At 61.5% G+C, this 23,936-nt stretch carries 24 protein-coding genes and 1 tRNA gene; 10 read left to right on the plus strand and 15 right to left on the minus strand.

The features are described 5' to 3' along the window. Positions 1–30: 30 nt before the first annotated feature. A complete protein-coding gene (locus QZ571_RS02690) occupies positions 31–1,257 on the minus strand; it encodes an N-acetylmuramoyl-L-alanine amidase (RefSeq protein ID WP_295531352.1) in 1,227 nt (408 codons plus the stop codon). Positions 1,258–1,316: 59 nt separating this feature from the next. After that, positions 1,317–2,456, minus strand: a complete 1,140-nt coding sequence (locus QZ571_RS02695; protein WP_295531355.1) for an aminotransferase class I/II-fold pyridoxal phosphate-dependent enzyme — start codon at positions 2,454–2,456, stop codon at positions 1,317–1,319. Positions 2,457–2,654: 198 nt separating this feature from the next. Here QZ571_RS02695 and QZ571_RS02700 point away from each other — a divergent pair, with 198 nt between their 5' ends. Further along, on the plus strand, positions 2,655–3,380 hold the full coding sequence (locus tag QZ571_RS02700; RefSeq protein WP_295531515.1) for a DsbA family protein: 726 nt from the start codon (positions 2,655–2,657) through the stop codon (positions 3,378–3,380). A gap of 86 nt (positions 3,381–3,466) precedes the next feature. On the opposite strand, the gene ispG is transcribed toward QZ571_RS02700, so the two are convergent. From ispG to hemA, 3 genes are all read right to left on the minus strand, one after another. After that, the gene (gene ispG, locus QZ571_RS02705; RefSeq protein WP_295531359.1) at positions 3,467–4,588 is read right to left on the minus strand and encodes a flavodoxin-dependent (E)-4-hydroxy-3-methylbut-2-enyl-diphosphate synthase; all 1,122 of its coding nucleotides are present in this window, start codon (positions 4,586–4,588) and stop codon (positions 3,467–3,469) included. 85 nt (positions 4,589–4,673) lie between these two features. Further along, positions 4,674–5,921, minus strand: a complete 1,248-nt coding sequence (locus tag QZ571_RS02710; protein WP_295531361.1) for a helix-turn-helix domain-containing protein — start codon at positions 5,919–5,921, stop codon at positions 4,674–4,676. 110 nt (positions 5,922–6,031) lie between these two features. Then, the gene (gene hemA / locus QZ571_RS02715) at positions 6,032–7,261 is read right to left on the minus strand and encodes a 5-aminolevulinate synthase (protein ID WP_295531363.1); all 1,230 of its coding nucleotides are present in this window, start codon (positions 7,259–7,261) and stop codon (positions 6,032–6,034) included. Positions 7,262–7,482: 221 nt separating this feature from the next. Here hemA and QZ571_RS02720 point away from each other — a divergent pair, with 221 nt between their 5' ends. After that, entirely contained in the window at positions 7,483–8,859 is a 1,377-nt protein-coding gene (locus QZ571_RS02720; RefSeq protein WP_295531366.1) for a dipeptidase, read from the plus strand. Between the two features lie 57 nt (positions 8,860–8,916). Here the strand turns inward: QZ571_RS02720 and QZ571_RS02725 are convergent, their stop codons facing one another. From QZ571_RS02725 to QZ571_RS02770, 10 genes are all read right to left on the minus strand, one after another. Then, complete coding sequence (locus tag QZ571_RS02725; RefSeq protein WP_295531369.1) at positions 8,917–9,183, minus strand: DUF1344 domain-containing protein; 267 nt, start codon at positions 9,181–9,183, stop codon at positions 8,917–8,919. A 373-nt stretch (positions 9,184–9,556) separates the two neighbouring features. After that, entirely contained in the window at positions 9,557–10,675 is a 1,119-nt protein-coding gene (proB, locus tag QZ571_RS02730) for a glutamate 5-kinase (protein WP_295531372.1), read from the minus strand. Then, positions 10,663–11,688 carry a GTPase ObgE gene (gene obgE / locus QZ571_RS02735; RefSeq protein WP_295531375.1) on the minus strand — a complete coding sequence of 342 codons (1,026 nt, stop codon included), beginning with the start codon at positions 11,686–11,688 and terminating at the stop codon, positions 10,663–10,665. Before obgE ends, proB begins: the two co-directional genes overlap by 13 nt. A gap of 235 nt (positions 11,689–11,923) precedes the next feature. Continuing rightward, complete coding sequence (locus tag QZ571_RS02740) at positions 11,924–12,460, minus strand: GNAT family N-acetyltransferase (protein ID WP_295531378.1); 537 nt, start codon at positions 12,458–12,460, stop codon at positions 11,924–11,926. 193 nt (positions 12,461–12,653) lie between these two features. Continuing rightward, entirely contained in the window at positions 12,654–12,923 is a 270-nt protein-coding gene (gene rpmA, locus QZ571_RS02745; RefSeq protein WP_295531381.1) for a 50S ribosomal protein L27, read from the minus strand. A 12-nt stretch (positions 12,924–12,935) separates the two neighbouring features. Then, positions 12,936–13,583, minus strand: coding sequence for a 50S ribosomal protein L21 (rplU, locus tag QZ571_RS02750; protein ID WP_295531384.1), 648 nt, complete (start codon positions 13,581–13,583; stop codon positions 12,936–12,938). A 200-nt stretch (positions 13,584–13,783) separates the two neighbouring features. Next, entirely contained in the window at positions 13,784–14,884 is a 1,101-nt protein-coding gene (locus QZ571_RS02755; RefSeq protein ID WP_295531387.1) for a CaiB/BaiF CoA-transferase family protein, read from the minus strand. A 99-nt stretch (positions 14,885–14,983) separates the two neighbouring features. Continuing rightward, a complete protein-coding gene (locus QZ571_RS02760; RefSeq protein ID WP_295531390.1) occupies positions 14,984–16,804 on the minus strand; it encodes an ATP-binding cassette domain-containing protein in 1,821 nt (606 codons plus the stop codon). A gap of 48 nt (positions 16,805–16,852) precedes the next feature. Continuing rightward, positions 16,853–17,581 carry a GNAT family N-acyltransferase gene (locus tag QZ571_RS02765; RefSeq protein WP_295531393.1) on the minus strand — a complete coding sequence of 243 codons (729 nt, stop codon included), beginning with the start codon at positions 17,579–17,581 and terminating at the stop codon, positions 16,853–16,855. Between the two features lie 69 nt (positions 17,582–17,650). Further along, the gene (locus tag QZ571_RS02770; RefSeq protein ID WP_295531396.1) at positions 17,651–18,103 is read right to left on the minus strand and encodes an outer membrane protein assembly factor BamE; all 453 of its coding nucleotides are present in this window, start codon (positions 18,101–18,103) and stop codon (positions 17,651–17,653) included. A gap of 134 nt (positions 18,104–18,237) precedes the next feature. Here QZ571_RS02770 and QZ571_RS02775 point away from each other — a divergent pair, with 134 nt between their 5' ends. The 8 genes from QZ571_RS02775 (at position 18,238) to QZ571_RS02810 (ending at position 23,932) form a co-directional block, all read left to right on the plus strand. Next, positions 18,238–18,813 (plus strand): YceD family protein, encoded by a 576-nt coding sequence (locus QZ571_RS02775; RefSeq protein ID WP_295531399.1) that lies wholly within the window; start codon positions 18,238–18,240, stop codon positions 18,811–18,813. Positions 18,814–19,048: 235 nt separating this feature from the next. Further along, complete coding sequence (rpmF, locus tag QZ571_RS02780; protein ID WP_038131392.1) at positions 19,049–19,255, plus strand: 50S ribosomal protein L32; 207 nt, start codon at positions 19,049–19,051, stop codon at positions 19,253–19,255. A gap of 27 nt (positions 19,256–19,282) precedes the next feature. Continuing rightward, entirely contained in the window at positions 19,283–20,455 is a 1,173-nt protein-coding gene (gene plsX, locus QZ571_RS02785; protein ID WP_295531403.1) for a phosphate acyltransferase PlsX, read from the plus strand. Continuing rightward, complete coding sequence (locus QZ571_RS02790; protein WP_295531406.1) at positions 20,452–21,426, plus strand: beta-ketoacyl-ACP synthase III; 975 nt, start codon at positions 20,452–20,454, stop codon at positions 21,424–21,426. The genes plsX and QZ571_RS02790 overlap by 4 nt, the downstream gene beginning before the upstream one ends. Before the next feature lie 112 nt (positions 21,427–21,538). Next, complete coding sequence (gene ihfA, locus QZ571_RS02795; RefSeq protein WP_295531409.1) at positions 21,539–21,838, plus strand: integration host factor subunit alpha; 300 nt, start codon at positions 21,539–21,541, stop codon at positions 21,836–21,838. Positions 21,839–21,849: 11 nt separating this feature from the next. Next, a complete protein-coding gene (locus QZ571_RS02800; RefSeq protein WP_295531412.1) occupies positions 21,850–22,623 on the plus strand; it encodes a MerR family transcriptional regulator in 774 nt (257 codons plus the stop codon). 90 nt (positions 22,624–22,713) lie between these two features. Next, positions 22,714–22,791: transfer RNA gene (locus tag QZ571_RS02805), tRNA-Pro, on the plus strand. A 61-nt stretch (positions 22,792–22,852) separates the two neighbouring features. Further along, positions 22,853–23,932: a 2'-deoxycytidine 5'-triphosphate deaminase gene (locus QZ571_RS02810; protein WP_295531414.1), complete on the plus strand. Its 1,080-nt coding sequence runs from the start codon at positions 22,853–22,855 to the stop codon at positions 23,930–23,932. The last annotated feature ends 4 nt before the right edge of the window (positions 23,933–23,936 follow it).

A 23,936-nucleotide genomic window follows, 5' to 3' on the forward strand; every position in this document is an offset into this window, starting at 1 on the left:
TGACCGCGCGTCACGCCGCGTTTTGCACCGCTATTGGCGTAACAATTTCGCCTCGGCGGCATCAGATTGCGCCCAGGCCAGCACCCCGCGCGTGATCGCATCTACCATGCGCGCGCGCCAATCGGGATCACGCAGACGCTTGCGATCTGCCGCCGAGGACAAAAACCCCAGCTCAATCAGGACCGACGGGATATCGGGCGATTTCAGAACCGAGAAATTTGCACCCTGCACGGGATGTTTGTGCATCTTGAGCCCCTCGGTCTTGATCGCGCCCGCCAAGACCTGCGCCACGCGCACCGAGCGCGGCTGGGTCTCGCGCCGGGCCAGATCGACAAGAATATGGGCCACCTGATCGCCCTGCCCCTCCAGATCGACGCCCGCCAAAATATCGTCGCGATCATGACGCGCGACCAGTTTGCGCGTGGCCTCATTCTCGGCGTGATCGGCGAGGCGGTAAATCGTGGCCCCCGTCGCGACCCCCTCGGCAATCGAATCTGCATGTAGCGAAATGAACAGATCCGCCCCCGTCGCACGCGCCACAGTGACGCGCGTTTCCAGCGGCACGAACACATCCTGATCGCGCGTCATCACCACCGTCATTCCCGCGCGGCGTAGTTTGTCACGCAATTGGCGCGCAAACCCCAGAACGATATCGGCCTCACGCAGGCCCCCATCCTGCGCGCCCGGATCAAGACCGCCATGACCGGGATCAAGCACGATTTTCAGCGGTCGTGACCCATCCTGACGGCGATGAGGGGCGGCAACCTCGGCGGGCTGGGGCAAGCCCCAAAGTGCGCTGTCTGCTGCGCCCCGCTTGGCCTTGAAATCCGCCGCCGGGACCGCGCGCAGCGAAAGACGAATTTGCGGCGTGTCGCCGCTGCGTTCCTCGGCTGAGACCAGCACCATCGGGCGCGACAATTCCGCGACCATGCGCGACCAGCCGGGGCGAAACGCGCCCCAGCGCAGATCGGTGATGGTGCTGACCTTGCCCAGTAGCGCGCGTGGATCATGGCCGGTGAAATTCACTTCGCGGAAATCGACCACCAGCCGGTAAGGATCGGCCAACAGATAGGCGCGATAGGGCACTGGCTGGCTGATCCCAAGCGCAATATCGGTCTGCCCGCCGCCCTGATGAATTGATGAACGCGCAGGGTCCAACTGCGCCAACGCCGACAGCCCCGGCGCAGGCGTTTGCGCAAAGCTCGGCCCCGCCAGCGCGAAAACCGCCGAGAGAAGAATAAGAATATGCCTGATCATGCCTGCCGCCCCGCCTTTTGCGCGCTACTATAACGAGGCGGCGCGCGCGGGGCAAAGCCTCAGCGCGCGGCCATGAAGGCGGCCAGACGCTTCAGCCCTTCGGCGATCCGCTCGGGCGCTTGGGCATAGGATAGCCGGATCGTGCCCGCCCCCCGCTCGGCGTCAAAATCCATCCCCGGCGTGACCGCGACGCCTGCTTTTTCCAAGATCTCGGCGGCAAAAGCGGCGCTGTCATCTGTCAGCGCGGACACATCGGCATAGATGTAAAACGCCCCATCGGGCGGTGCGATGCGCGAGAACCCCATCTTGGGCAATTCCTCTAGCATCATCGCACGGTTTTGCGCATAGGCGGCGCGGTTCTGCTCTAGCTCGTCAAGGCTTTCGAGCGCTCCAAGCGCGGCAATCTGTGAGGCATGGGGCGCGCAGATAAACATATGCTGGGCAAGCCGTTCAACGGTACGCAGATGGCTTTGCGGCACCACCATCCAGCCCACGCGCCAGCCCGTCATCGAGAAATATTTCGAGAAACTGTTGATCACGAAAACATCGTCGGAAATTTCCAGCGCTGACACCGCGCGGGCGTCATATTGCAGCCCGTGATAGATTTCATCGGACACGAATGCGATGTTGCGCGCGGCGCAATGGGTCATCAGCGCCGCCAATTCATCCGCGCCAAGCATCGTGCCTGACGGGTTGCCCGGCGAGGCCACGATCAGCCCAGCCAGATCGTCGGGAATTTCGCTTGGCGTGGGCTGATAGCGGTTTTGCACCTCGGTCGGGATGCTCACCGGTTCAATCGACAGCCCCTTGAGGATCTGGCGATAGCTGGGATAGCCCGGAGCGCCCAGACCCACCTTGTCGCCCGCATCAAACAGCGCCGTAAACGCCAGCAAAAACGCCCCCGACGAACCCGAGGTGATCACCACCCGCGCCGGATCCAGATCAAGCCCATACCAACGCTTGTAAAGCGCCGCGATCCCCGCGCGCAGCTCTGGCAGGCCAAGCGCCACGGTGTAGCCCATCGCCTCTTGCTCTAGCGCCTGCGCCAAACGGCGGCGCGCGGCGGCCGGTGCGGGCGTGGCGGGCTGACCGACCTCCATATGCACAATGTCGCGCCCTGCAGCTTCGGCCTCAGCCGCCAGCCGCATCACATCCATTGCAAGAAACGGCTCGACCTGTCCGCGTTTCGACCGGCGCATGATTGCTTCTCCCGACTTTGTGACCAACCGGGGCGGGTTAGGCCCTGCGCCGCGCCCCGTCAATGCGCTGTGGCGTCCCGTCGCTGTCACTAACCCTTGAACCCAGACCCGCAAAAGGCCAGTTTGACGCCCAATAGCACCGAACAAAGGAAACGCCCAAGGGCGCGATCGCATTGGGCGGCCACGACCTATGGAGCGCTGGCCAGGGCCGCCCCTGCGCATGGCTTTGATTATTCAAAGAGGTGCGATCCCCAGAACGCGCAGTTCGGCGTGGTTGTGCGGGCATATTTGTTGGCGATTCCGCGAGTGTTGTTCGAGGCGATCAACGAGTTGGAGGCCAAACAGCGCGCCGAGCAGGCAGATAATGATGCGCAGTTGATCGCGACCAACTCCAAGGACATTTTCGACGACGGCTATAGCTGGGTTGGCGGCAATCCGAATGGCGATATCACCATCGTGGAATTCACCGATTACAAATGCACCTATTGCAAGAAAGCGTTCAGCGAGGTCAATGATCTGCTGACGCATGACGGGAAAATAAAGTTTATTATCAAAGAGTTCCCGATCCTAGGGCAGCAATCCGAATTGGGCTCGCGCTTTGCCGTCGCGGTGCAGCAGATTGATGGCGATGCGGCTTACGAAAAGGTGCACAACGCGCTGATGGCATTTCGCGGCAATATCACCGTGGAAAGCCTTGTAAAACTGGCCAAGGATCAGGGTCTTGATGCCGATCCGATCCTGAAGCGAATGAACGAAGAACCGGTTAGCGCCGTTTTGCGCGCCAATTATCAGCTGGCGCAGCGCATGGCGATTTCTGGCACGCCGGCCTTCGTGATCGGCGAACAGTTGCTGCGCGGCTATGCGCCCGAAGCGGCGATGGCGCAGATCGTGGCCGAAGAGCGCAAAGCTAAAGCCGCCAAATAAGCGCGACATGAAAACGGGGGGCAAGCCCCCCGAATGCCAGATCAGAAACCGCAGGCCCAAGGGTCTGCGGTTTTCTATTGCGGCCTTTACTCGGCCGCATCCTGCGCAGCGTCCAACTCGGCGGCGCGTTTTTCGACCAGTTCGACGATATGTTCAATCATCTGGTCGTTGGACAGCTTGTGGCTTTGTTTGCCCGCGAGATAGACCATCCCCGAGCCAGCCCCGCCCCCGGTAAAGCCCATATCGGTCATCAGCGCCTCACCCGGACCATTCACCACGCAGCCAATGATCGACAGGCTCATCGGTTGCTTGATGTGCTCCAGACGTTGCTCAAGCGCCTCGACGGTCTTGATCACATCAAAACCCTGACGCGCGCAAGACGGGCACGAGATGATCTGCACGCCACGGGTACGCAGGCCAAGCGATTTCAGGATCTCGAATCCGACTTTAACCTCTTCAACCGGATCGGCGGACAGGGAAACGCGCAGCGTGTCGCCAATGCCCATCCACAGCAGATTGCCAAGACCAATCGCCGATTTCACGGTGCCCGACACCAACCCGCCTGCCTCGGTAATGCCAAGGTGGATCGGCGCGTCGGTCGCCTCGGCCAGACCTTGATAAGCGGCAGCGGCAAGGAACACATCCGAGGCTTTCACCGAGATCTTGAACTCGTGAAAATCGTTATCTTCCAGAAGCTTGATATGATCTAGGCCGCTTTCCACCATCGCTTCGGGGCATGGCTCGCCGTATTTTTCCAACAAGTGCTTTTCCAGGCTACCGGCATTCACGCCGATGCGGATCGAACAGCCGTGATCCTTGGCCGCCTTCACCACCTCGCGCACGCGGCTGGCATCGCCGATATTGCCCGGGTTGATGCGCAGACAGGCCGCGCCTGCCTCGGCGGCCTCAATCGCGCGCTTGTAGTGGAAATGGATGTCCGCGACGATGGGAACTGGGCTTTCGCGGCAAACCTCGCGCAGCGCACGAGTGCTGGATTCATCTGGCGTCGAGACGCGCACGATATCAGCGCCCACATCAACGCAGCGCAGGATTTGATCGAGCGTCGCGCGCACATCCGAGCTATCGGTATTGGTCATCGTCTGCACCGAGATCGGTGCATCGCCCCCAACGGGCACGTTGCCAACCATGATCTGACGGGATTTACGGCGGTAGATATTGCGCCACGGGCGCACCGGGTTGAGAGACATCGCCCCCTCCTTCGCGGATTTCGCCCTACACATAGGCCAAGCCCTGCGCGGACGCAACGTCTGGACCCCAATTGTGAGCGGCTAGTTACTGCTGTGCAGCGTCGGGCTGAGCGCCAACCGGGCCAGCATCGGCCACGGCAATCATCTTGGCCAGATCCTTGTCTTGGCCAAGATCGGCGACCGGATAGCTGTCATCCAGATTGCTCGGCGAGAGGGTGATATTCTTCGTCACCTCGCCGCGCTTGCCAACCGGGCCATGGGTCACGCCGTTAACGGCAAAATAGATCGCGCCGGATTCGCCCGTGCGCATGCTGGGCGCTTCGGCCAGCTTGGGCAGCACAAACCGCTCGCCCGCATCCATGACCTTCTCAAAGATCGTTGCGCCATCGGCAGATTTGATGCGCACCCAGGACGGGCGCACCGCCATCACGACGACTTCCGGCGCATCGGCCCCAAGCGCCTTGGCCACCGCCGATTGAATGCTGCTTTTGTTACCCGTCGCGCTGGCAAATTGGGTCGGATCGCCGCCAATGATATTTGGCGTCAGATCGGGGGCAATCGCCCCGGCCGCGTGATGTAGCACGCTGCCATCTTTGGCATTCGGGTCGATCGAGGCAATCGGACCATCGCGCGAAATCAGCACCGGCGCGTCAAGCGCAACGGGGCGATAGATGCGGTCGCTCGCCTCGGGTTTTGGCATGTTGGGCAATGTGTCGTTCTGCGCAAGCTGCGTGTCCTGCGTCACCGAATCAAGCGGATCAAGATCGGCAACCACGCCAGGAGCCTGATCGACCGGGGACAGCTGCACGCGCTGCACCTCTTGCAAGACGGTCCAGCCGCCATAACCAATGCCACCCGCGATCAGTGCCAGCACCAAAAGCGAGCCCACGGCGCGCGGTTCGACATGGGCCCAAAAGGCCTTTTTCTTGGGAATGAAGGTGGCGTTGGGATTGGCCAGCGCATGCGCCACATCGGTCGGGTGGCGCTGCGGTTTGGGGCCAGAGGCTGCGGCAGCCATGCCATGGATCGGCTCATAGCCCGATTCTGCGGAAAAGCGTTGGAACGCCCATTCCGGATCAAGACCAAGATAACGGGCGTAGGAGCGAACATAGCCTGCGATAAACGAGGGCGTATCGAACGCCTCAACATCACAGCTTTCGATGGCGGCGATATAGGCGGCCTTGATGCGCAACTCGCGCTGCACATCCAGCAAAGACTTGGCCAGCGTCGCACGCTCGCCTCGCATTACATCGCCCAAACGCAGTTCAAAATCATCAAAGCCTTTTGGCTTATCACCGTCCTGCGTCGAAGGTGTGGCCCTTCGCCCGATCATGCTGCCCGTCCCTGCCTCAAGTTTCTGCCCGTCTCGATTCGCGGCGTATAGCCATTTCGATTAGGAAAGACCTATCACAAGCAAGAGAGCCGCGCACGCGCAGAAATCGGTTAAGCCGAGGCTTCGGCGCGATTTAGCTCACAGTGCGACCAGAGTTTATCGATGCCCTTGACCAATCCGTCGATCATCCCAAGGTCGTGCACCGGCGAGGGGGTAAAGCGCAAACGCTCGGTCCCGCGTGGCACTGTGGGGAAGTTGATCGGCTGCACATAGACGCCGAATTCCTCCAGCAGCATATCTGACAGCGCCTTGGTATGTTTGGGATCGCCAATGATCACCGGCACGATATGGCTGCCATGATCAATGATCGGCATACCCATCGCTTTGAGACGCATTTTCAGCACTTTGGCGTGAAGCTGCTGCATATCGCGCAGTTCTTGCCCACCTGCGGTCTTGAGGAACGCGATCGAGGCCGCAGCGCCCGCAGCAATGGCCGGCGGGATCGAGGTGGTAAAAATGAAGCCCGGCGCATAGGAGCGCACCGCATCCACCATCTTGGCGCTGGTCGCGATATAGCCACCAAACACGCCAAAGGCCTTGCCCAGCGTGCCGTTGAAAATATCGATGCGATCCATCTCGCCCAACTGCTCGGCAATACCGGCACCGCGCGCGCCATACATGCCCACCGCATGGACCTCATCCAGATAGGTCAGCGCGCCGAATTCCTCGGCCAGATCGCAAATCTCGGAAATCGGGCCGAAATCGCCATCCATCGAATAGACCGATTCAAACGCGATCAGCTTGGGTGCAGCCGGGTCATCGGCGGCCAGCAATTCGCGCAGATGCGCCACGTCATTGTGACGGAAGATCCGCTTGGAGCCACCATTGCGCTTGATCCCCTCGATCATCGAGGCGTGGTTGAGCTCATCAGAATAGATGATCAGACCGGGAAACAGCTTGGGCAGCGTCGAGAGCGTCGCGTCATTGGCAATATAGGCCGAGGAAAACACCAATGCCGACTCTTTGTGATGCAGGTCAGCAATCTCGGCTTCCAGACGGTTGTGATAGACCGTGGTGCCAGAAATGTTACGAGTGCCGCCCGAGCCAGCGCCAGTGGCGTCAAGCGCCTCATGCATGGCCGACAGAACAACGGGATGCTGGCCCATGCCCAGATAGTCGTTGCCACACCAGATGGTAATGTCTTTCTTGGTGCCATCTTCGCGCGTCCAGACCGCCTTGGGAAATGCGCCCTTCTCTCGCTCGATATCAATAAACACACGATAGCGACCCTCGGCGTGCAGTTTCCCAATCGCCTGATCGAGTGCGTTGTCATAATCCATCTTGCGCATCCCTTGCTATTCCGTTCGCTGGGGTTAGCCCTAGTCGGACTAAACAAGCGTTACTTTGACTGATGTCAAATTCCTCTCCCGAGGGGCAAAAATGTCTAAAAGATACGCAAAAAGCAAACATTCATTTTTAACAATTTGTCGCAGCTGGATGTCAGCCGCACTGGACAGTGCCGCGCCGCGCCTTACGCTATGGCAAAATAAAGGAGGTCCGAATGGGTCTGAACGACGTGCTAACTGAAATCGATACCGGTCTGGAACCCGCAATGACGCGGCTGTTTGAGCTGCTGCGAATCCGCTCTATCTCGACCGATCCCGCGTATAAATCCGAAACGAAGGACGCTGCGGACTGGCTGGTGAACGAATTGAATTCGCTGGGCTTTGAGGCAAGCTTGCGGCCAACCACCGGGCATCCGATGGTGGTGGCGCATCACCGTGGCGAGGGCCCACGCCTGCTGTTTTATGGCCACTATGACGTGCAGCCCGTTGACCCGCTGGAGCTGTGGAACACCCCCCCGTTTGAGCCCGAAATTCAGGACACCCCAAATGGCCGGGTGATCCGGGGGCGTGGGGCGTCAGATGACAAGGGTCAGTTGATGACCTTCATCGAAGCCTGCCGTGCCTATAAGGCGGTGAATGGCACCCTGCCCGGCAATCTGACGATCTTCCTTGAGGGCGAAGAGGAATCAGGCTCGCCCTCGCTGATCCCGTTCATGAAAGAAAATGCCGAAGAGTTGACCTGCGATCTGGCGCTGATCTGTGACACCTCGATGGTCTCGCCCGGCGTGCCCTCGATTGCGGGTCAGTTGCGCGGAATGCTCAAGGATGAATTCACCCTGCGCGGGCCGCGCATCGACCTGCATTCGGGCCATTACGGTGGCCCCGCGCTCAACCCGCTGCGCGAAATTTCCAAGATCATCGCCAGCTTCCATGACGATCAGGGTCGTGTCGCGGTTGAAGGGTTTTATGACGGCGTGCACGAAGTTGCGCCCGAGCAGCTTGAAGCGTGGAAGACCTGCGGCTTTGACGAGCATGAGTATTTGTCCAGCGTCGGCATGACAAAGGCCCATGGCGAGGCGGGATATTCTGCGCTGGAACAACAATGGGCGCGCCCGACCTTGGAAATCAACGGGCTTTGGGGCGGCTATCAGGGCGCGGGATCCAAGACCGTGATTCCGGCTGAGGCACATTGCAAGATCACCTGCCGTCTTGTGGGCGATATGGACCCCGATCATGTGCGCAAAGTGCTGCGCGCCCATGTCGAAGCCCGCCTGCCCACCGATGCCAAGATCACGTGGGACAATGATCTTGATGGTGCGCCGGCTGCGGTGATGAACACCGACCGCCCCGAATTCGAGCAGGCCCGTCAGGCGCTGTCAGAGGAGTGGAACCGCGAGGCCGTGATCACCGGCATGGGCGGCTCGATCCCGATTGCCTATTACTTCAAGTCGATCCTTGGGATGGACGCGATGCTGATCGGATTCGCCAATGACGATGACGCGATCCACTCGCCAAACGAGAAATATGATGTGAACAGCTTCCACAAAGGCATTCGGTCCTGGGCGCGCATCTTAGATCGCATCGCCTCTTGATCGCACACCAAAAAACGGAGGCCGAGGGGCCTCCGTTTTCCAATTCCGGTGGGGAAATCAGCTTTTGGCGGGCGCGATTTTCAACGCCTCAAGGGTCTTGCCCTTGTGCCCAACGGTCACAGCGACTTTCTCGCCCAGTTTCAGCCGCTTCAGATTGACATGCTTGCCAGCCATGTAGCTGGTGCCATCCGCCATCGTGACGCTATGGGTTTTCATGTCGATCGACTTGATCGTGCCATCAACCATTTTCGAGCTGGCCGCCATCGCAACGGAACTGGTGGCAAGCGCAAGACCGACGGCTACGGGAAGAATGAAGGAACGCATATTTTGCTCCATTGAACGCCCCCGGATGTCGCGGGGCGAAGTTGAGAAACCGTCCTGGTCTGTCGCGTCTCTGGCGTTTGCGCCATCCGACAGCCCCTCGGCTTCACACGCTGATATAGCCTGCGCCCAAAGCGCGGTCAGCCGATAAAATCGTTCTATTCCAATCAGTTGAAGGCGCGTGATCGACGGAAGCGTCGGCGATGAATTCGCCGTGATTTATCCGCCCCCGAACCCGCGCGCAGGCGCATGGCCGCGCCCTGAGTCGGAGGATTTTCCAAGCGCGTCATTGCCTTAGCGCAACGCGAGAGATCACGCCAAATATGTGCAGAAATCACGCTTCGGAGACAGCGCCGTCACCACAATCGGGGCGCGCTTAGCCCACGACCATATCGTCGCGATGAATCAGCGCCGCGCGCGCCGGAGAGCCCAGAATCGCCTCGATCTCGCCCGAGCGATGGCCCGCAATCTGGCGCGCCTCTTCTGCAGTATAACGTACCAGCCCCTTGCCCAAAATCGCCCGGTCAGGCCCCGCTATGGTCACTGGTTCCCCGCGCCCGAAACGCCCAACGATCTTGGTCACCCCGGCAGGCAATAGCGATTTGCCCGAATGCAGCGCCGCGACCGCGCCCGCATCGACAAACAACTCGCCGCGCGACTTCATCGCGCCGATCCAGCGTTTGCGCGCCGCCTGCGGATCCCCCTCGGGTAGGAACCAAGTGCTGCGCGCCCCCGATTGCAGCGCAGACAGCGGGCGCTCGACAAAGCCCTCGCCAATCGCCAGCGCACAGCCCGCCGCAACGGCCGTCTTTGCCGCCATGAGCTTGGTTTTCATCCCGCCCTTGGAGAGGCCCGACACTGGATCGCCCGCCATCGCCTCGATCTCAGGTGTGATATGAGCGATCACGGGCAAATGGCGCGCGCTGGAATCGGTTTTCGGATTGGCGGTGTAAAGCCCGTCTACATCCGAGAGCAGCACCAGCTGATCGGCCCCAATCGTCACCGCAATCTGCGCCGCCAGACGGTCATTATCGCCAAAGCGGATTTCATCGGTGGCGACCGTGTCATTTTCATTCACGATCGGCACGGTGCCAAGGCTCATCAAGGTCTCAAGCGTGGCGCGCGCATTCAGATAGCGCCGCCGATCTGCGGTATCCTCCAGCGTCACCAAGACCTGAGCCGTGATCACACCATGAGGCCCAAGCGCCTGTTCATAGGCGCGCGCCAGCCGAATTTGCCCGACCGCTGCCGCGGCCTGACTTTGCTCGAGCGGCAATGCCCCCGTCCCCAGTCCCAGCACCCGCCGCCCCAGCGCAATCGAGCCAGATGACACGATCACCACCCCGGTGCCGCGCGCGCGCAATTCCGCCACGTCTTTGGCGAGGCCCTGTAACCACCCCTCGCGCAGGCCGTCCTGATCGACCAGCAAGGCCGATCCGATCTTGACGACAAGCCGCTTGGCGCAGCTGAGATCAGGCAGCGTCAGGGTCTCCAAGGCGTGTCCTCATGTGCACTGGGCTTGGCCGCCGCGATCTGCGCCCAGAGCGCGCGCAAGACTTGCTCCACGCCCTCTTTGGACACGCCCGACATCTCCATAACACGCCCGCCCGTTTCGGCCTGCAGCGCGGCCAGCCGCTCGGCGCGGGTATCGGGATCAAGCGCGTCAATTTTGTTGAGAACCGTCACGCGCGGACGATCAGCCAACTCGGGCGAATAGGCGGCCAATTCATCCGTGATCGTGCGCCAATCCTGCGCTACCGTTTCGGACGTGCCATCCACCAGATGCAACAAGACCGAGCAGCGCTCGACATGGCCAAGGAACTGATCGCCCAAGCCGCGCCCCTCGGACGCGCCCTCGATCAGACCGGGAATATCGGCGATGACAAATTCGCGCCCATCCACACCGACGACGCCCAGATTGGGCACCAACGTTGTGAACGGGTAATCTGCGATCTTGGGTTTGGCGTTGGACACAGAGGCCAGAAAGGTCGATTTGCCCGCATTCGGCATACCCAGCAATCCCGCATCCGCAATCAGTTTGAGGCGTAGCCAGATCGTGCGCTCCACCCCCTCTTGACCCGGATTGGCCCGTTGCGGAGCGCGGTTGGTCGAGGATTTGAAATGCAGGTTCCCCCAGCCGCCATTGCCTCCCTTGGCCAGTAGCACGCGCTGTCCGACCTCGGTCATATCCGCGATCAGGGTCTCTTCGTCTTCATCCAGAATCTCGGTGCCCACTGGCACTTTCAGCACAACATCCGCGCCATCCTTGCCGGTGCGCTGGCTGCCCATCCCATGTTGACCGGTCTTGGCAAAGAAGTGCTGCTGATAGCGAAAATCGATCAGCGTGTTGAGCCCGTCAACCGCCTCGATCCAAACCGAGCCCCCCTTGCCGCCGTCGCCCCCATCGGGACCACCAAATTCAATATATTTCTCGCGCCGGAACGAGACACAGCCCGCACCACCGCCGCCCGAGCGAATATAAACTTTGGCGAGATCTAGAAATTTCATCAGTGTGACCCTTGGCTCTGGCTAAGGCGCGGGGATACGCCGCCCAAGCGCGCAGATCAAGCGTTGCGTGGGGGCGCGGCCCCCACACCCCCGGAGTATTTCGTGCTAGATGAATGAAAATCGACCATTTCATCTAGCCAAAAATACTCCAGGGAGGTCCGGACGGGGCAGCGCCCCTCCGGCGGGTGGGGTTTGGGGAGGGCCGTCCCTCCCCAACACGCCTTCAAAATGCGCCTCACATTTTGCGCAAATAAGTCCAGGTCGGCACATGGCGCCCGCGCGCCAAAGACCAGCTTTCCGCATCGCCGAGATAATCAAAGCCGCAATTGGTCAGCACCCGCGCCGAGGCCGGATCATCTTGAAACACTTCGGCAAACAGTGTGCGCGCCTTATGCGGATTTGCTTGAACCAGCGCGGCTACGGCTTGCGAGGCGATGCCGGTATTCCAAAACCCAGGCCCGACCCAATAGCCGACCTCGGATTGCCCGCCCTCAAGCCGGGTCAGCGAAACCACGCCCAGCAGTTCGGCCAGACCATGGGCCGACCCATCCAGCGCCCAGACATCTTCGACACGGTCCTCAGCTTGGGCGCGCGCGACGAAATTTTCGGCAGTGCCGGGGGGGAGCGGGTGGGGAATCGCACGCGTGCCTTCGGCCACGCGCTTATCCGCACAGTAAAACGCAATCAGCCCCGCATCCGAGCGGCGCAGAGGGCGCAACGTAAAGCGCTCTGCCTCAATCACCGGTTGGCTGGAAATCATTTCTTGATACATTGGCGTTCCTCCTCGAACGCTTAGGCCCTCGGGCTCCTCTTTCCCAAACACCAGATAGACTAGAAATAGGGCGCTGAGATGACAGTTTCACCCCCTCGCCCCTCTTTTCGCCCCAAAGTTGCAGAGCAAAAAATAAAGGAAAGGGGACCAGCCTTGCAGCCGATCCCCTTAATGTCATGCCGGGATTTTCGGCTTACTCGGCGGCTTCCTGTACGGGGAGAACCGAAATAAAGGTGCGCCCCTTGAGGCCCTTGCGGAAGGTAACCTTGCCTTCGCAAACGGCGAAGATGGTGTGGTCCTTGCCCATACCAACGCCCTCGCCCGGCCACCATTTGGTGCCGCGCTGACGCGCGATGATGTTGCCAGAAATTGCGTCCTGACCACCGAACATTTTCACGCCAAGGCGGCGACCCGCAGAGTCGCGCCCGTTACGGGAGGAACCGCCTGCTTTTTTATGTGCCATGCTTGTCTCTCCTTATTTCGCGAGGTCTTGCGCCTGAGCGACCCATTCAGCCTTGACCTTGACGGCCTCAAAGGCTTCGGGATCAATCGCGGCGAGTTGAGCGAAGGTGGTGACACCCGCTTCGTTCAGCTTTTTCTCGGCAGCCGGGCCCAGACCGGTGATCACTTTGAGATCATCGGCTTCCATCACGGCAGCTTCCGCCTTGGGCGCAGCTTTCGCTTCGGCCTTGGGGGCTGCTTTCTTGGCGGCGGGCTTGGCTGCAACAGCGGCCTCGCCTTTGGTGCCATGGGCTGCGCGACGTGCGATCGCGGTGCCGACAGCCTCTTTCACGCCCGATTTATCCGCACCAGTGGCGAGAACATCGGTCACACGCAGCAGCGTCAGTTGCTGACGGTGGCCACGGGTACGCTGCGAGGAGTGCTTCCGGCGGCGCTTGTGAAAGGTGATGACCTTGTCGGCCTTGATGTTGTCGATGACTTCGGCTTGCACCGCAGCACCTGCCACAAGCGGCGTGCCGAGCTGGGGCTTGTCGCCGCCGACCATCAGAATCTCGTTGAACTGGACTTTATCGCCAGCTTCGGCTGCGAGCAGTTCCACGCGGAGCAGATCGCCCGCCTGAACTTTGTACTGCTTACCACCGGTCTTGAGGACCGCAAACATGGGTCTTTCCTTTTCATTCATCCGCGCCCTGTGGCACCCGGTTCCCCGGGGTTTCGTGGGCCAGATGGCCCGCCGTCGAACTGCGCGTTCCTTAGGGAACGAGTTGCAAAAACGAGTCCCGGCGGAAAGAAGCCTTCCCGCCGGGTCGTGCCCATATCGAGGATCGCCCCTCAACTGTCAAGGGAAATTCCGGGGTTTTCTCAACCCTGCCAGCGCGAAAGCGCCTGTTTTGGGGTTAGACGTTGTGGCGCGCCGCCCGCCTGACCCGGCGTTGCCGAGAGACGCGGGGCGGGCGCGGGCTGGGCCAGTCCGTCTTGGATGAGATAGCTCGCACGATCAGCGTTTTGGGGATGCGCGCGCGCCTCGGCCAGCGACAGCACCGGGGCGGCACAGCTATCAGTTTCGCGAAACACCTCCGCCCAGTCATCGCGCGGGCGAGTCGCGAATCGCGCAGCGATCTGGGCGCGCAGTTCTGGCCAGGTGTCGCGATTGTCGCGATTGGGCAGGTCATGCGCACGCAACCCAAGCCCGTCCAGCAGCTGCGCCCAGAATTGCGGCTCAAGTGCGCCGACCGCGATATGCCCTCCGCAGGCACAGAGATATGTCGTATAAAACGGCGCCGCCCCATCGAGCAGATTGGCGTAGCGCTGATCGACCCACGCGCCCTGCCCCGCCATGCCCGTGATCATCGCCATCAAATGCGCCACCCCATCGGTGATCGCGCAATCCACAACCTGTCCCTGACCGCTGGCGCGCGCATGATGCAGGGCCGCGAGCATCCCGAAAGCCAGATACATCCCGCCGCCGCCGAAATCCCCCAGCAGGTTAAGCGGAATCGCGGGTGCCTCGCTGGGACCAATCGCATGCAGCGCACCGCTGAGCGCGAGATAGGTGATGTCATGGCCAGCGGTGTGCGCCAGCGGACCCGTTTGCCCCCAGCCGGTCATGCGCCCGTAAACCAGAGCCGGATGATCGGAGAAGTTTTGCGGGCCAAGCCCGAGACGCTCCATCACGCCCGGGCGCATTCCTTCGATCAGCGCATCTGCGCGCTGAATCAGGGCACGCGCGGTGTCGCGGCCCTCATCTGATTTCAGATCAAGTTCGATGACATCGCGGCCGCGGTCCAGGATATCGACCGCGAGACCCAACACATGAGCCTCTGGCCCGCTGGAGCCGGGGCGCGCAATGCGGATCACATCCGCGCCCATATCCGCCAGACACATCGCGGCGAAAGGCGTTGGGCCGAGGCCCGAGATTTCCACGATCCGCAGCCCGGTGAGCGGACCTGTCTTACTGCTCATGTTCGCCCCCGATGGCCGCGTGTGAGGGGCGCTGCCCCGCTGGCTGCGCCACCCCCCGGAGTATTTAGTGCCAGATGAAAGCCATAAGCGCGAGCGCAATCAAGCGTCTTGCGCCTTTTGCTCCAGCGTCATCCAGTCTTCTTCGGCGGCGGCGAGGGCTTGTTGGCGTTCAAGCAGCGCCTCGGTGCCCTTTTTGAACTTGAGGGGTTCTTTTGTGAACAGATCGGGCTGGGCGAGAAAGGTTTCCAGCTTGGCGATTTCGGCCTCGATGCGTTCGATCTCGGCGGGCAGCGCGTCAAGGCGATGGCGTTCAGTAAAGCTGAGCGCTGCGGATTTCGCGGGCTTTGGCGCGGCAGGCGCGGGTTTGGACGTGCTGGCAGGTTTGCTTTCGGGCGCAGACGCGGCGGCAGTCAGGGATTTTTGCGTCTGATAATCGCTCCAGCCGCCCGCATAGACAGTCGCGCGGCCATCACCTTCCATCACGATCGTGGTGCTTGCCACGCGGTCGATGAAATCGCGATCGTGGCTGACCAGCAGCACGGTGCCATCATACTCGCCCAGCAAATCTTGCAGCAGATCGAGCGTTTCGACATCCAGATCGTTGGTCGGTTCATCCAGAATCAGCAGGTTCGAGGGGCGCGCCATGATCCGCGCCAGCAGCAGGCGGGCGCGTTCTCCGCCAGATAGCGCGCGAATGGGGCTGCGCGCTTGTTGTTCGTCAAACAGGAAATCCTTGAGATAGGCCACGACGTGTTTGGGCGTGCCGCGCACCATCACCTGATCGGAATTGCCCTTTACCGCCATGTCAGGATCGTTCACCAGCCCGTCCCACAGCGTCTGCTCGGGGTTGAGCGTGGCGCGCGCCTGATCAAACACCGCCACATCCAGATTGGTGCCCAGCTTTACGGTGCCAGAATCGGGCGCGATTTCGCCAGTCAGCATTTTCAGCAACGTCGTTTTGCCCACGCCATTGGGGCCGACAAAGGCCACGCGATCCCCGCGCAGCACGCGCAAATCGAAATCGGCCACGATCTGTTTGTCGCCAAAGGATTTGCACAGGCCCGTGGCCTCGATCACGCGCTTGCCCGATTGCGGGCCTGCGTCAAATTCCATTGCGGCGACGCCTTGGCGCTTGATCTGACCGGCACGTTCAGCGCGCAGCTCTTGCAGCGCGCGGACCCGGCCCTGATTGCGTTTGCGCCGCGCCGAGATACCCTCGACGGCCCATTTCGCCTCGGCCTTGATCTTGCGATTAAGCTTGTGGCGGGCGTCGTCTTCCTCGGCCCAGACCTTTTCGCGCCAATCCTCAAACGCCTCGAATCCCTGTTCGTTGCGTTTGACCTGGCCCCGGTCGATCCACAGCGTGGCGCGGCTGAGCGCGCGCAGGAAGGCGCGGTCGTGGGAAATCAGCACAAAGGCGCGCCGGGTTTCGCGTAGCTGTTGCTCAAGCCAGCCGATTGCCTCGATATCGAGGTGGTTGGTGGGCTCATCGAGCAGCATCAGTTCGGGCGACTCGGCCAGCAATTTTGCCAAGGCGGCGCGGCGGCGTTCCCCGCCCGATGCGGTCGCAACCGGGGTTTCGGGTAGGAATTTCAGCCCCTCAGCCGCCATCTCAACCTTGTAGGATTCGGCCGGGTCAAGGCCAGAGGCAGCAAACTCGCCCAAAGTCTCAAAACCTGACAGATCGGGTTCTTGCTCCATATAGCCGACCGTCACGCCGGGCGGGACCACGCGTGCGCCGCTATCGGGCTGCACCAGCCCGGCCATCACCTTCATCAAGGTGGATTTGCCTGAACCATTGCGCCCCACAAGCGCCACCCGGTCACCCGGCTGAACGATCATAGAGAGCCCGTCAAAGACAGGATTGCCGCCAAAGGTCAGCGAGATATCGGAGAGTTGAAGAAGGGGTGCGCGTGCCATGAGCGCCAGCTAAGGGGGCGCGCGCGAAAGGTCAATGGCGCGCACCAATTACATCAAGAGATTGCGCAATGCCTTGAGCCGGGGCGGCGGAATTTTGGCAGGCTCCAGCGCAGTAAAGACGTGACAGGTCTGCAAATCATGATCGATCACCGCATGATCCGAGGTCCAGCCCCCCATCCCGAGATAGGAGCGCAACAAGGGCGGTAAGGCTACGGGGCCATCCTGCGGCCCGGTTTGAGCGGGGGGAGCTGCGCTCAGGGCGATGCGTGCGGGGGCTTTGGGATGGGGGCGCAGCGCGGCGGGGCCAACTGCGTGGCGCGCGAGATGGGCGAAGGCCGCGTGATGGGCGTGCCAATCGGCGCCGGGAAATGAGGTGCAACCAAAGAGCAGCCGCACACCGCGTGCCTCGGCCAGCCGGGTGATCGCCGCCCAGCCAAGACGCAGCACATCGGGGTCACGCAGACCGGGGCACACACAAAATCGCCCAAGCTCCAACATCGGCAACCCAAGCTGGGCCAAGGGCGTCACATCATAGCTTTGCGCGGTATAGCAGTCCTGCAAGGCGGCCACATCTTCGAGCAGCAGCAGGCGAAACCCTGCCAGCAATGTGCCCGAGGCGTCCTCGATCATCACATGGTTGGCGCGCGCATCAAAACGGTCCTGATCACAGCGCCCGGCGCGAAACACCTGCGCGCGCAAAGCCTGCAACGCGTCAAGGTCGGCCGCAGTTTGCGCCCGACGCACGCGTAAAGTGCCTTTGGAAAAGGACAGGTCCAATCGCCGCCCCCGCGCAGCCTTGATCACAGCGCGCAGCCTAGAGCAACCGGCTTGGCGTGCAAAGCGCTGTTAGTTCTTGCCCAGTAGCTGCCCGGCACTGACGCGCCCGATCGAGCCCATCAATTGACGGATGAAACCGATGCCTTTGACATTGCTTTCGGTCACACGGCGCGACAGCGTCACCACTTCGCCCTTCTCCATACCGAAGCGTTCGACATTGCTCACGACGCCCTTATTGGTAAACGAGATCGCCACGACTTCGCGTTTGATCTCTTTGGGGGCGTGCCAAGTCACCGTTTTCCAGCGCGAACCGACGTAATACCAGCCAGACCCTTCAAGCAGTCCGGTTGAGCTGGGACGACCGATGGCGGCCGCAACATCGTCGCGGGTACTTTTGCCAACCGTGATCTGTGAGAGGTTTTCCTCAAGCGGCACATAGCCGTGATTGCGATAGATAGGCGAGCATGCCCCCATCAAAAAGGCCATACTCAAGGCCACAAACAGCGCTATCTTCCGCGTCATCCAACCGTTCCCCACCTGCACACCCTCTTGCCTCTGCGTCTTCGGGCTTTTATCGACGCTTACAGCATGACTGCGCCGCTCTCAAGCGCTCAACCGCCGCTGCTGCCCTTAAGACCCCAAAGAAAGGTGCGACGATGACTCAATCCGACCCGCACGCCCCCGAGGCAATCTGGTCCCATCCCCTGCGTCTGGCCGAATTGCCCGCGCGCAAAATCACGCGCTTTGATCTGGTGGCCGATGCCCCGACCCGTGCGGCAATTGCCAAATGGGCCGATATCGTGGGGGTTGAGGCGCTGCGCCTCAAAGGTGAATTGCGCCCCAACGGGCGCAGCGACTGGGAACTCAGCGCAACCCTGTCCGCCACGGTGGTTCAGGAATGTGTGATCTCACTCGCTCCGGTCACCACGAAAATTCACGAAACGGTCACGCGCCGCTATCTGGCCCATATGGAGATGCCAAGCGAGGAAGAGGTCGAGATGCCCGAAGATGACAGCACCGAACCGCTGCCGGCATCGGTCAATCTGGCAGGCGTGGCGCTGGAGGCGTTGGAGTTGGCCCTGCCCCTGTATCCACGCGCGCCGGGCGCAAGCCTAAGCACGGCGAGTGTCACCGAACCGGGCGCAGAACCGCTGAGCGAAGAGCAGATCAAGCCGTTCGCCAATCTGCGTGCGCTGATGCAAAACCGCGATGAGGGCGATAAAAAGGGCTGATCGGGTCTGGCGATGCGCGCGGGTTCGGCCTTGTGCTAGGGGTCGCGCGCGGGGGTGAAAAAAAGCCCAAGAAAGGGGCTTGCGCACCCACAGAAACCGAGTATGTTCCCGGCCTCGTTCGAAGTTTGATTTCGGATCCGGAGCGACCTACGCGCCGATCGCGAAACCGCTGGAAAATCAAGGCAGTAATGCCGCTCACACGGGCCTATCCGCCCCAATAATCCGAGGTTGAGACATGGCTGTCCCTCAGAACCGAGTCACGCGCTCCCGCCGCAACATGCGTCGCGCACACGACTCTCTCGTCGCTGCAAATCCGGCAGAATGCCCGAACTGTGGTGAATTGAAGCGTCCCCATCACGTCTGCGCGTCCTGCGGCCATTACGATGATCGTGAGATCGTTGCGATGACCGAAGAGGTCGATCTCGACGACGACGCGGCGTAAGCCCGCTTGACCCGCGCCGCACACGTCATGCCAAACGCGCAAGACCAGCAGCAGACGGGCCTCAGCGATACGGCCGCGCAAACGCAGGCCAACCCCCGTGGCAAAGCGCCAGCAGATGCTGGCGCTGTTGTCATTTCCATCGACGCGATGGGGGGGGATCTGGGACCGGAGGCAACTTTGGGAGGCGTGGCGATTGCGGCACGTCAAACCCCTGCCCTGCGCTTTATCGTGCACGGCCCCGAAGCCACGCTGAGCCCGCTGATCGCCAAATTCGCACTGCAAGACTGCGTTGATCTGCGTCATGCCGATCGCGCCGTCACGATGGAGGACAAGCCCGCGCAGGTCATGCGCTCGGGCAAGGATACCTCGATGTGGTCCGCCATCGAGTCGGTGCGCGAGCATGAGGCCGATGTCGCAGTGTCTTGCGGCAATACCGGCGCGCTGATGGCGATTTCGATGATCCGGCTGCGCAAGCTCAAGGGCGTGAACCGTCCGGCCATCGCCTCGTTCTGGCCCTCGCGCGGGCCGGCGGGGTGGAATGTCATGCTGGATATGGGCGCCGATGTTAAGGCCGATGCGCCCGATCTGCTGACCTATGCGCTGATGGGCACCTCTTATGCGCGCAACGCGCTGGGGCTGACGCGTCCGCGCGTCGGGCTGCTCAATGTCGGCACCGAAGAGCATAAGGGCCGCGCCGAGCTGAAAGAAGCCTATGAAATGATGGGGCGCGCGCAAGAGGCGGGCGGCTTCGAATTTGTCGGCTTCGTCGAGGGCAATCACCTGCCCGCCGATCGCGCTGACGTAATCGTGACCGATGGGTTTACCGGCAATATCGCGCTGAAAACCGGCGAAGGCACCGCGAAATTCGTTTCCGAATTGCTGCGTGAGGCACTGACCTCATCGTTGCTGGCGAAGCTGGGCGCACTTTTGGCGATGGGGGCGCTCAAACGCCTGCGCGCCAAGGTCGATCCGCGCCGCGCCAATGGCGGTGTGTTTCTGGGTCTCAATGGCACGGTGGTGAAATCGCACGGCTCTGCCGATGCGACCGGATTTGCCGCCGCGATCTCTTTGGCGGCACGACTGGCGCAATCCGGGTTTGGTGCCAAACTGGCGGCTCGGGTTGCTTTGGCCCTGCCAGAGGGCGAAGATAGCGCAACACAAGACGCACAGGCGTCGGAAATAAGCGAGAGCAGCCAATGACGATCAGATCCGTAGTGCGGGGCGTCGGCCATTATCTACCCGAACGTGTGGTCGAGAACGCCGAGTTCGAGGCAACGCTCGACACGACGGATGACTGGATTCGTTCGCGCACCGGGATTGAACGGCGCCATTTTGCAGCCGAGGGGGAAACCACCTCGCAGCTTGCGATCAAGGCCGCCCAAGCCGCGCTGGATGATGCGGACATGAGCGTGGATCAGATCGACGCAATCATCGTCGCCACCTCGACCCCCGATCACACCTTTCCTGCCGTTGCGACGATGGTGCAGGCGGGACTCGGCTCCACCACCGGATTTGCCTATGACGTGCAAGCAGTCTGCGCGGGCTTTATCTTTGCGCTGACCAACGCCAATGGGCTGATCCTGTCGGGTCAGGCCGAACGGGTGATGGTCATCGGTGCCGAGACATTTTCGCGCATTCTGGATTGGGAAGATCGTGGCACCTGCGTGCTGTTTGGCGATGGTGCGGGCGCGCTGATCCTTGAGGCGGCGCAGGGCACCGGCACCAAGGAAGATCGCGGGATTCTGTCATCCGATCTGCATTCGGACGGGCGCTATCGCGAGTTGCTCTATGTCGATGGCGGGGTGTCCACCACGGGGACGGCTGGCGTGTTGCGTATGCAGGGCAATCAAGTGTTTCGCCACGCTGTCGTGAAATTGGCACAAACCGCTGAAAACGCGTTGGAAAAGGCCGGGATGACGGCTGGAGATGTCGACTGGATCGTGCCCCATCAGGCCAATCTGCGCATCATCAAGGCGACCGCTGAAAAGATGGGTCTGGGCATGGATCACGTCGTGGTCACGGTGGCCGATCACGGCAATACCTCGGCGGCCTCGATCCCGCTGGCCCTATCGGTGGGACGTCAACGCGGTCAGATTCACGAGGGTCAGGTGATCGTCGCCGAGGCGATCGGTGGCGGTCTGGCCTGGGGCTCGGTCGTGCTGCGCTGGTAAGCGCGCGCATTGGCGAAGCGGCGCGCATCAAGAGCGCGCCACAAGCCCTTGATATTGACTCGGGAATTCCCTTCGGTCACTGTGAGCAAAACCGTTGACCCAGGGGAACGATATGTCCAAGACACTGACGCGTATGGATCTCAGCGAAGCGGTCTTCCGCGAGGTCGGCCTGTCACGCAACGAATCCGCGCAGCTCGTCGAAAGCGTGCTGCAACATATGTCGGATGCGCTGGTGCGCGGCGAGACGGTCAAAATCAGCTCGTTTGGCACATTTTCAGTGCGCGACAAGGCCCCACGGATGGGGCGCAATCCCAAGACCGGCGAAGAGGTTCCGATCAGCCCGCGCCGGGTGCTGTCGTTCCGCCCCTCGCATCTGATGAAAGACCGGGTGGCGTCTGGCAACGCGAAATAACGGACGGGCCGATGGGCAAATCCGCTGACGCGTTCAGAACCATTTCAGAAGTGTCCGACCTGTTGGAAACGCCGACCCATGTGCTGCGGTTCTGGGAAAGCAAATTCACGCAGGTGAAACCGGTCAAGCGTGCCGGCGGGCGGCGCTATTACCGCCCCGGCGATGTCGCGCTGCTGGGTGGGATTCGCCATCTGCTGCATGATGACGGGATGACGATTCGCAGCGTGCAGCAATTGCTGCGCGAAGAGGGCGTTCACCATGTCTCCGCCTTTTTTGAGGCGACACAAAGCGACACGGACGACGCGCCGCAAGCCGCAGACACGGCCGAAGATGTTGGCGCAAGCGCCTCTGTCACGCCCTTCCCCTCTGCGCCGCCAATCACACCCGAAGAGCCTGACGCCCAGCCCTCACTGTTTGATGCAGGCGGTGAAGAGGCCCCGATCGCGCTGGATGTCGAGCCCGAGCCAGAGCCGATGCGCCCGGTGCATTCCTTGCAGATCACGCCAGCGGCACAACGGGCCAAACCTGTGCTGCCCGATTCAACACCCGATTCAACGCCAGCCCCGACACCTGAGTCCGAGGCACCGTTTGACGCCCGCGCCGTGGCGATGAATGTCAGCCGCGCCGCCCTCGGCGCGCGCCTTGCCAAGATCGACAAATCTCGGTTGAGCGCGGCGGATTTGCGCGATCTGCGCATGCTGGCCCTGCGCGCCAAAGCCTTGCGGACACGATTGAGCCAAACGCTCCAGCCCACCCCTGACAGCGCCCCCGATACGGGCGTTTAACGGTGGCGGAGATGGGTTTTTACGCGGCGAGAAAATTTCTTCGCATAACGTCTTGCACAGCCCGCCCGGTTGCCTCTATATGCCCCTCGTCGGGCTGTGGCGCAGCCTGGTTAGCGCGTCCGTCTGGGGGACGGAAGGTCGTGAGTTCGAATCTCGCCAGCCCGACCAATTCGACAAATGCCCACCCCTTCGCTGGGGTGGGCATTTGTGTATCGCGAGGAGCCAAGCAATGACCATCGGCGTTTTGCCCGACACGATGCTGCGCGAGATGATCGCGCGCGGCGAGATCACCGCCGAACCCGCGATCACATCCGAACAGATCCAACCCGCCAGCCTCGATTTGCGTCTGGGCACTGTGGCCTATCGCGTGCGTGCCTCATTCCTTGCGGGCAAAGGCGCGCGCGTCGAATCGCGTCTCGCGGAATTTGAGATGCATCGCATGGATCTCAGCGCAGGCGCGGTGCTGGAAAAGGGCTGCGTCTATCTGGTGCCGCTGATGGAAAGTCTTGCGCTGCCCGAGGGCTTGACCGCTGTGGCCAATGCCAAAAGCTCGACCGGGCGGCTTGATCTGCTGACGCGCCTGATCACCGATGAAGGGGTTGAGTTCGACCGAATCCCCCAGGGTTATCAAGGCCCGCTCTATGCCGAAATTTGCCCGCGCTCCTTCAGCGTTTTGGTACGTCCCGGCATGCGGCTCAATCAGATTCGGTTTCGCGCCGGGCAGGCCACGCTCAGCGATGCCGAGCTGAAGATCCTGCATCAGCAAGAACCGCTGGTCGATGGCGTGGCGGTGATCGATCACGGGCTGGGCTTCTCAGTGGATTTGCGCCCGCGTGAGGGCGATCTGGTGGGCTATCGCGCCAAGCCCCATACCGGAGTGATCGACCTTGATCGCATCGCGCATTACCCCGCCTCAGAGTTCTGGGAAGAGGTGCGCACGCGCGACGGCCGCATCATTCTGGACCCCGGTGCGTTCTATATCTTGGTCTCGCGTGAGGCCGTCACGATCCCGCCCGATCACGCCGCCGAAATGGCCCCCTATCTGGCGATGGTGGGTGAGTTTCGCGTGCATTACGCGGGCTTCTTCGACCCCGGTTTCGGGCATGGTCTGGCAGGCGGTCATGGCTCGCGCGGGGTGCTGGAGGTGCGCTGTCACGAGGCCCCGTTCGCGCTGGAACATGGGCAGGTCGTCGGACGGCTTGTCTATGAGCGCATGGCGCAAGAACCCGCACAGCTTTACGGCGCAGGGATTGCGTCAAACTATCAGGGTCAGGGGCTCAAACTGGCCAAGCAATTCATGATGTCCTGACATG

This window comes from uncultured Thioclava sp. (assembly GCF_913064665.1).
Taxonomy (GTDB): Bacteria; Pseudomonadota; Alphaproteobacteria; order Rhodobacterales; family Rhodobacteraceae; genus Thioclava; species Thioclava arctica.

Bases quoted from the DNA above. Each gene is read 5' to 3' on its own strand.
- QZ571_RS02690 (WP_295531352.1), bottom strand. From the start codon at position 1,257: ATGATCAGGCATATTCTTATTCTTCTCTCGGCGGTTTTCGCGCTGGCG.
- QZ571_RS02695 (WP_295531355.1), bottom strand. From the start codon at position 2,456: ATGCGCCGGTCGAAACGCGGACAGGTCGAGCCGTTTCTTGCAATGGAT.
- ispG (WP_295531359.1), bottom strand. From the start codon at position 4,588: ATGTCTCTCAACCCGGTGCGCCCGTGGCGCAATATCTACCGCCGTAAA.
- QZ571_RS02710 (WP_295531361.1), bottom strand. From the start codon at position 5,921: ATGATCGGGCGAAGGGCCACACCTTCGACGCAGGACGGTGATAAGCCA.
- hemA (WP_295531363.1), bottom strand. From the start codon at position 7,261: ATGGATTATGACAACGCACTCGATCAGGCGATTGGGAAACTGCACGCC.
- QZ571_RS02720 (WP_295531366.1), top strand. From the start codon at position 7,483: ATGGGTCTGAACGACGTGCTAACTGAAATCGATACCGGTCTGGAACCC.
- QZ571_RS02725 (WP_295531369.1), bottom strand. From the start codon at position 9,183: ATGCGTTCCTTCATTCTTCCCGTAGCCGTCGGTCTTGCGCTTGCCACC.
- obgE (WP_295531375.1), bottom strand. From the start codon at position 11,688: ATGAAATTTCTAGATCTCGCCAAAGTTTATATTCGCTCGGGCGGCGGT.
- QZ571_RS02740 (WP_295531378.1), bottom strand. From the start codon at position 12,460: ATGTATCAAGAAATGATTTCCAGCCAACCGGTGATTGAGGCAGAGCGC.
- rpmA (WP_295531381.1), bottom strand. From the start codon at position 12,923: ATGGCACATAAAAAAGCAGGCGGTTCCTCCCGTAACGGGCGCGACTCT.
- rplU (WP_295531384.1), bottom strand. From the start codon at position 13,583: ATGTTTGCGGTCCTCAAGACCGGTGGTAAGCAGTACAAAGTTCAGGCG.
- QZ571_RS02755 (WP_295531387.1), bottom strand. From the start codon at position 14,884: ATGAGCAGTAAGACAGGTCCGCTCACCGGGCTGCGGATCGTGGAAATC.
- QZ571_RS02760 (WP_295531390.1), bottom strand. From the start codon at position 16,804: ATGGCACGCGCACCCCTTCTTCAACTCTCCGATATCTCGCTGACCTTT.
- QZ571_RS02770 (WP_295531396.1), bottom strand. From the start codon at position 18,103: ATGACGCGGAAGATAGCGCTGTTTGTGGCCTTGAGTATGGCCTTTTTG.
- QZ571_RS02775 (WP_295531399.1), top strand. From the start codon at position 18,238: ATGACTCAATCCGACCCGCACGCCCCCGAGGCAATCTGGTCCCATCCC.
- rpmF (WP_038131392.1), top strand. From the start codon at position 19,049: ATGGCTGTCCCTCAGAACCGAGTCACGCGCTCCCGCCGCAACATGCGT.
- plsX (WP_295531403.1), top strand. From the start codon at position 19,283: ATGCCAAACGCGCAAGACCAGCAGCAGACGGGCCTCAGCGATACGGCC.
- QZ571_RS02790 (WP_295531406.1), top strand. From the start codon at position 20,452: ATGACGATCAGATCCGTAGTGCGGGGCGTCGGCCATTATCTACCCGAA.
- ihfA (WP_295531409.1), top strand. From the start codon at position 21,539: ATGTCCAAGACACTGACGCGTATGGATCTCAGCGAAGCGGTCTTCCGC.
- QZ571_RS02800 (WP_295531412.1), top strand. From the start codon at position 21,850: ATGGGCAAATCCGCTGACGCGTTCAGAACCATTTCAGAAGTGTCCGAC.
- QZ571_RS02810 (WP_295531414.1), top strand. From the start codon at position 22,853: ATGACCATCGGCGTTTTGCCCGACACGATGCTGCGCGAGATGATCGCG.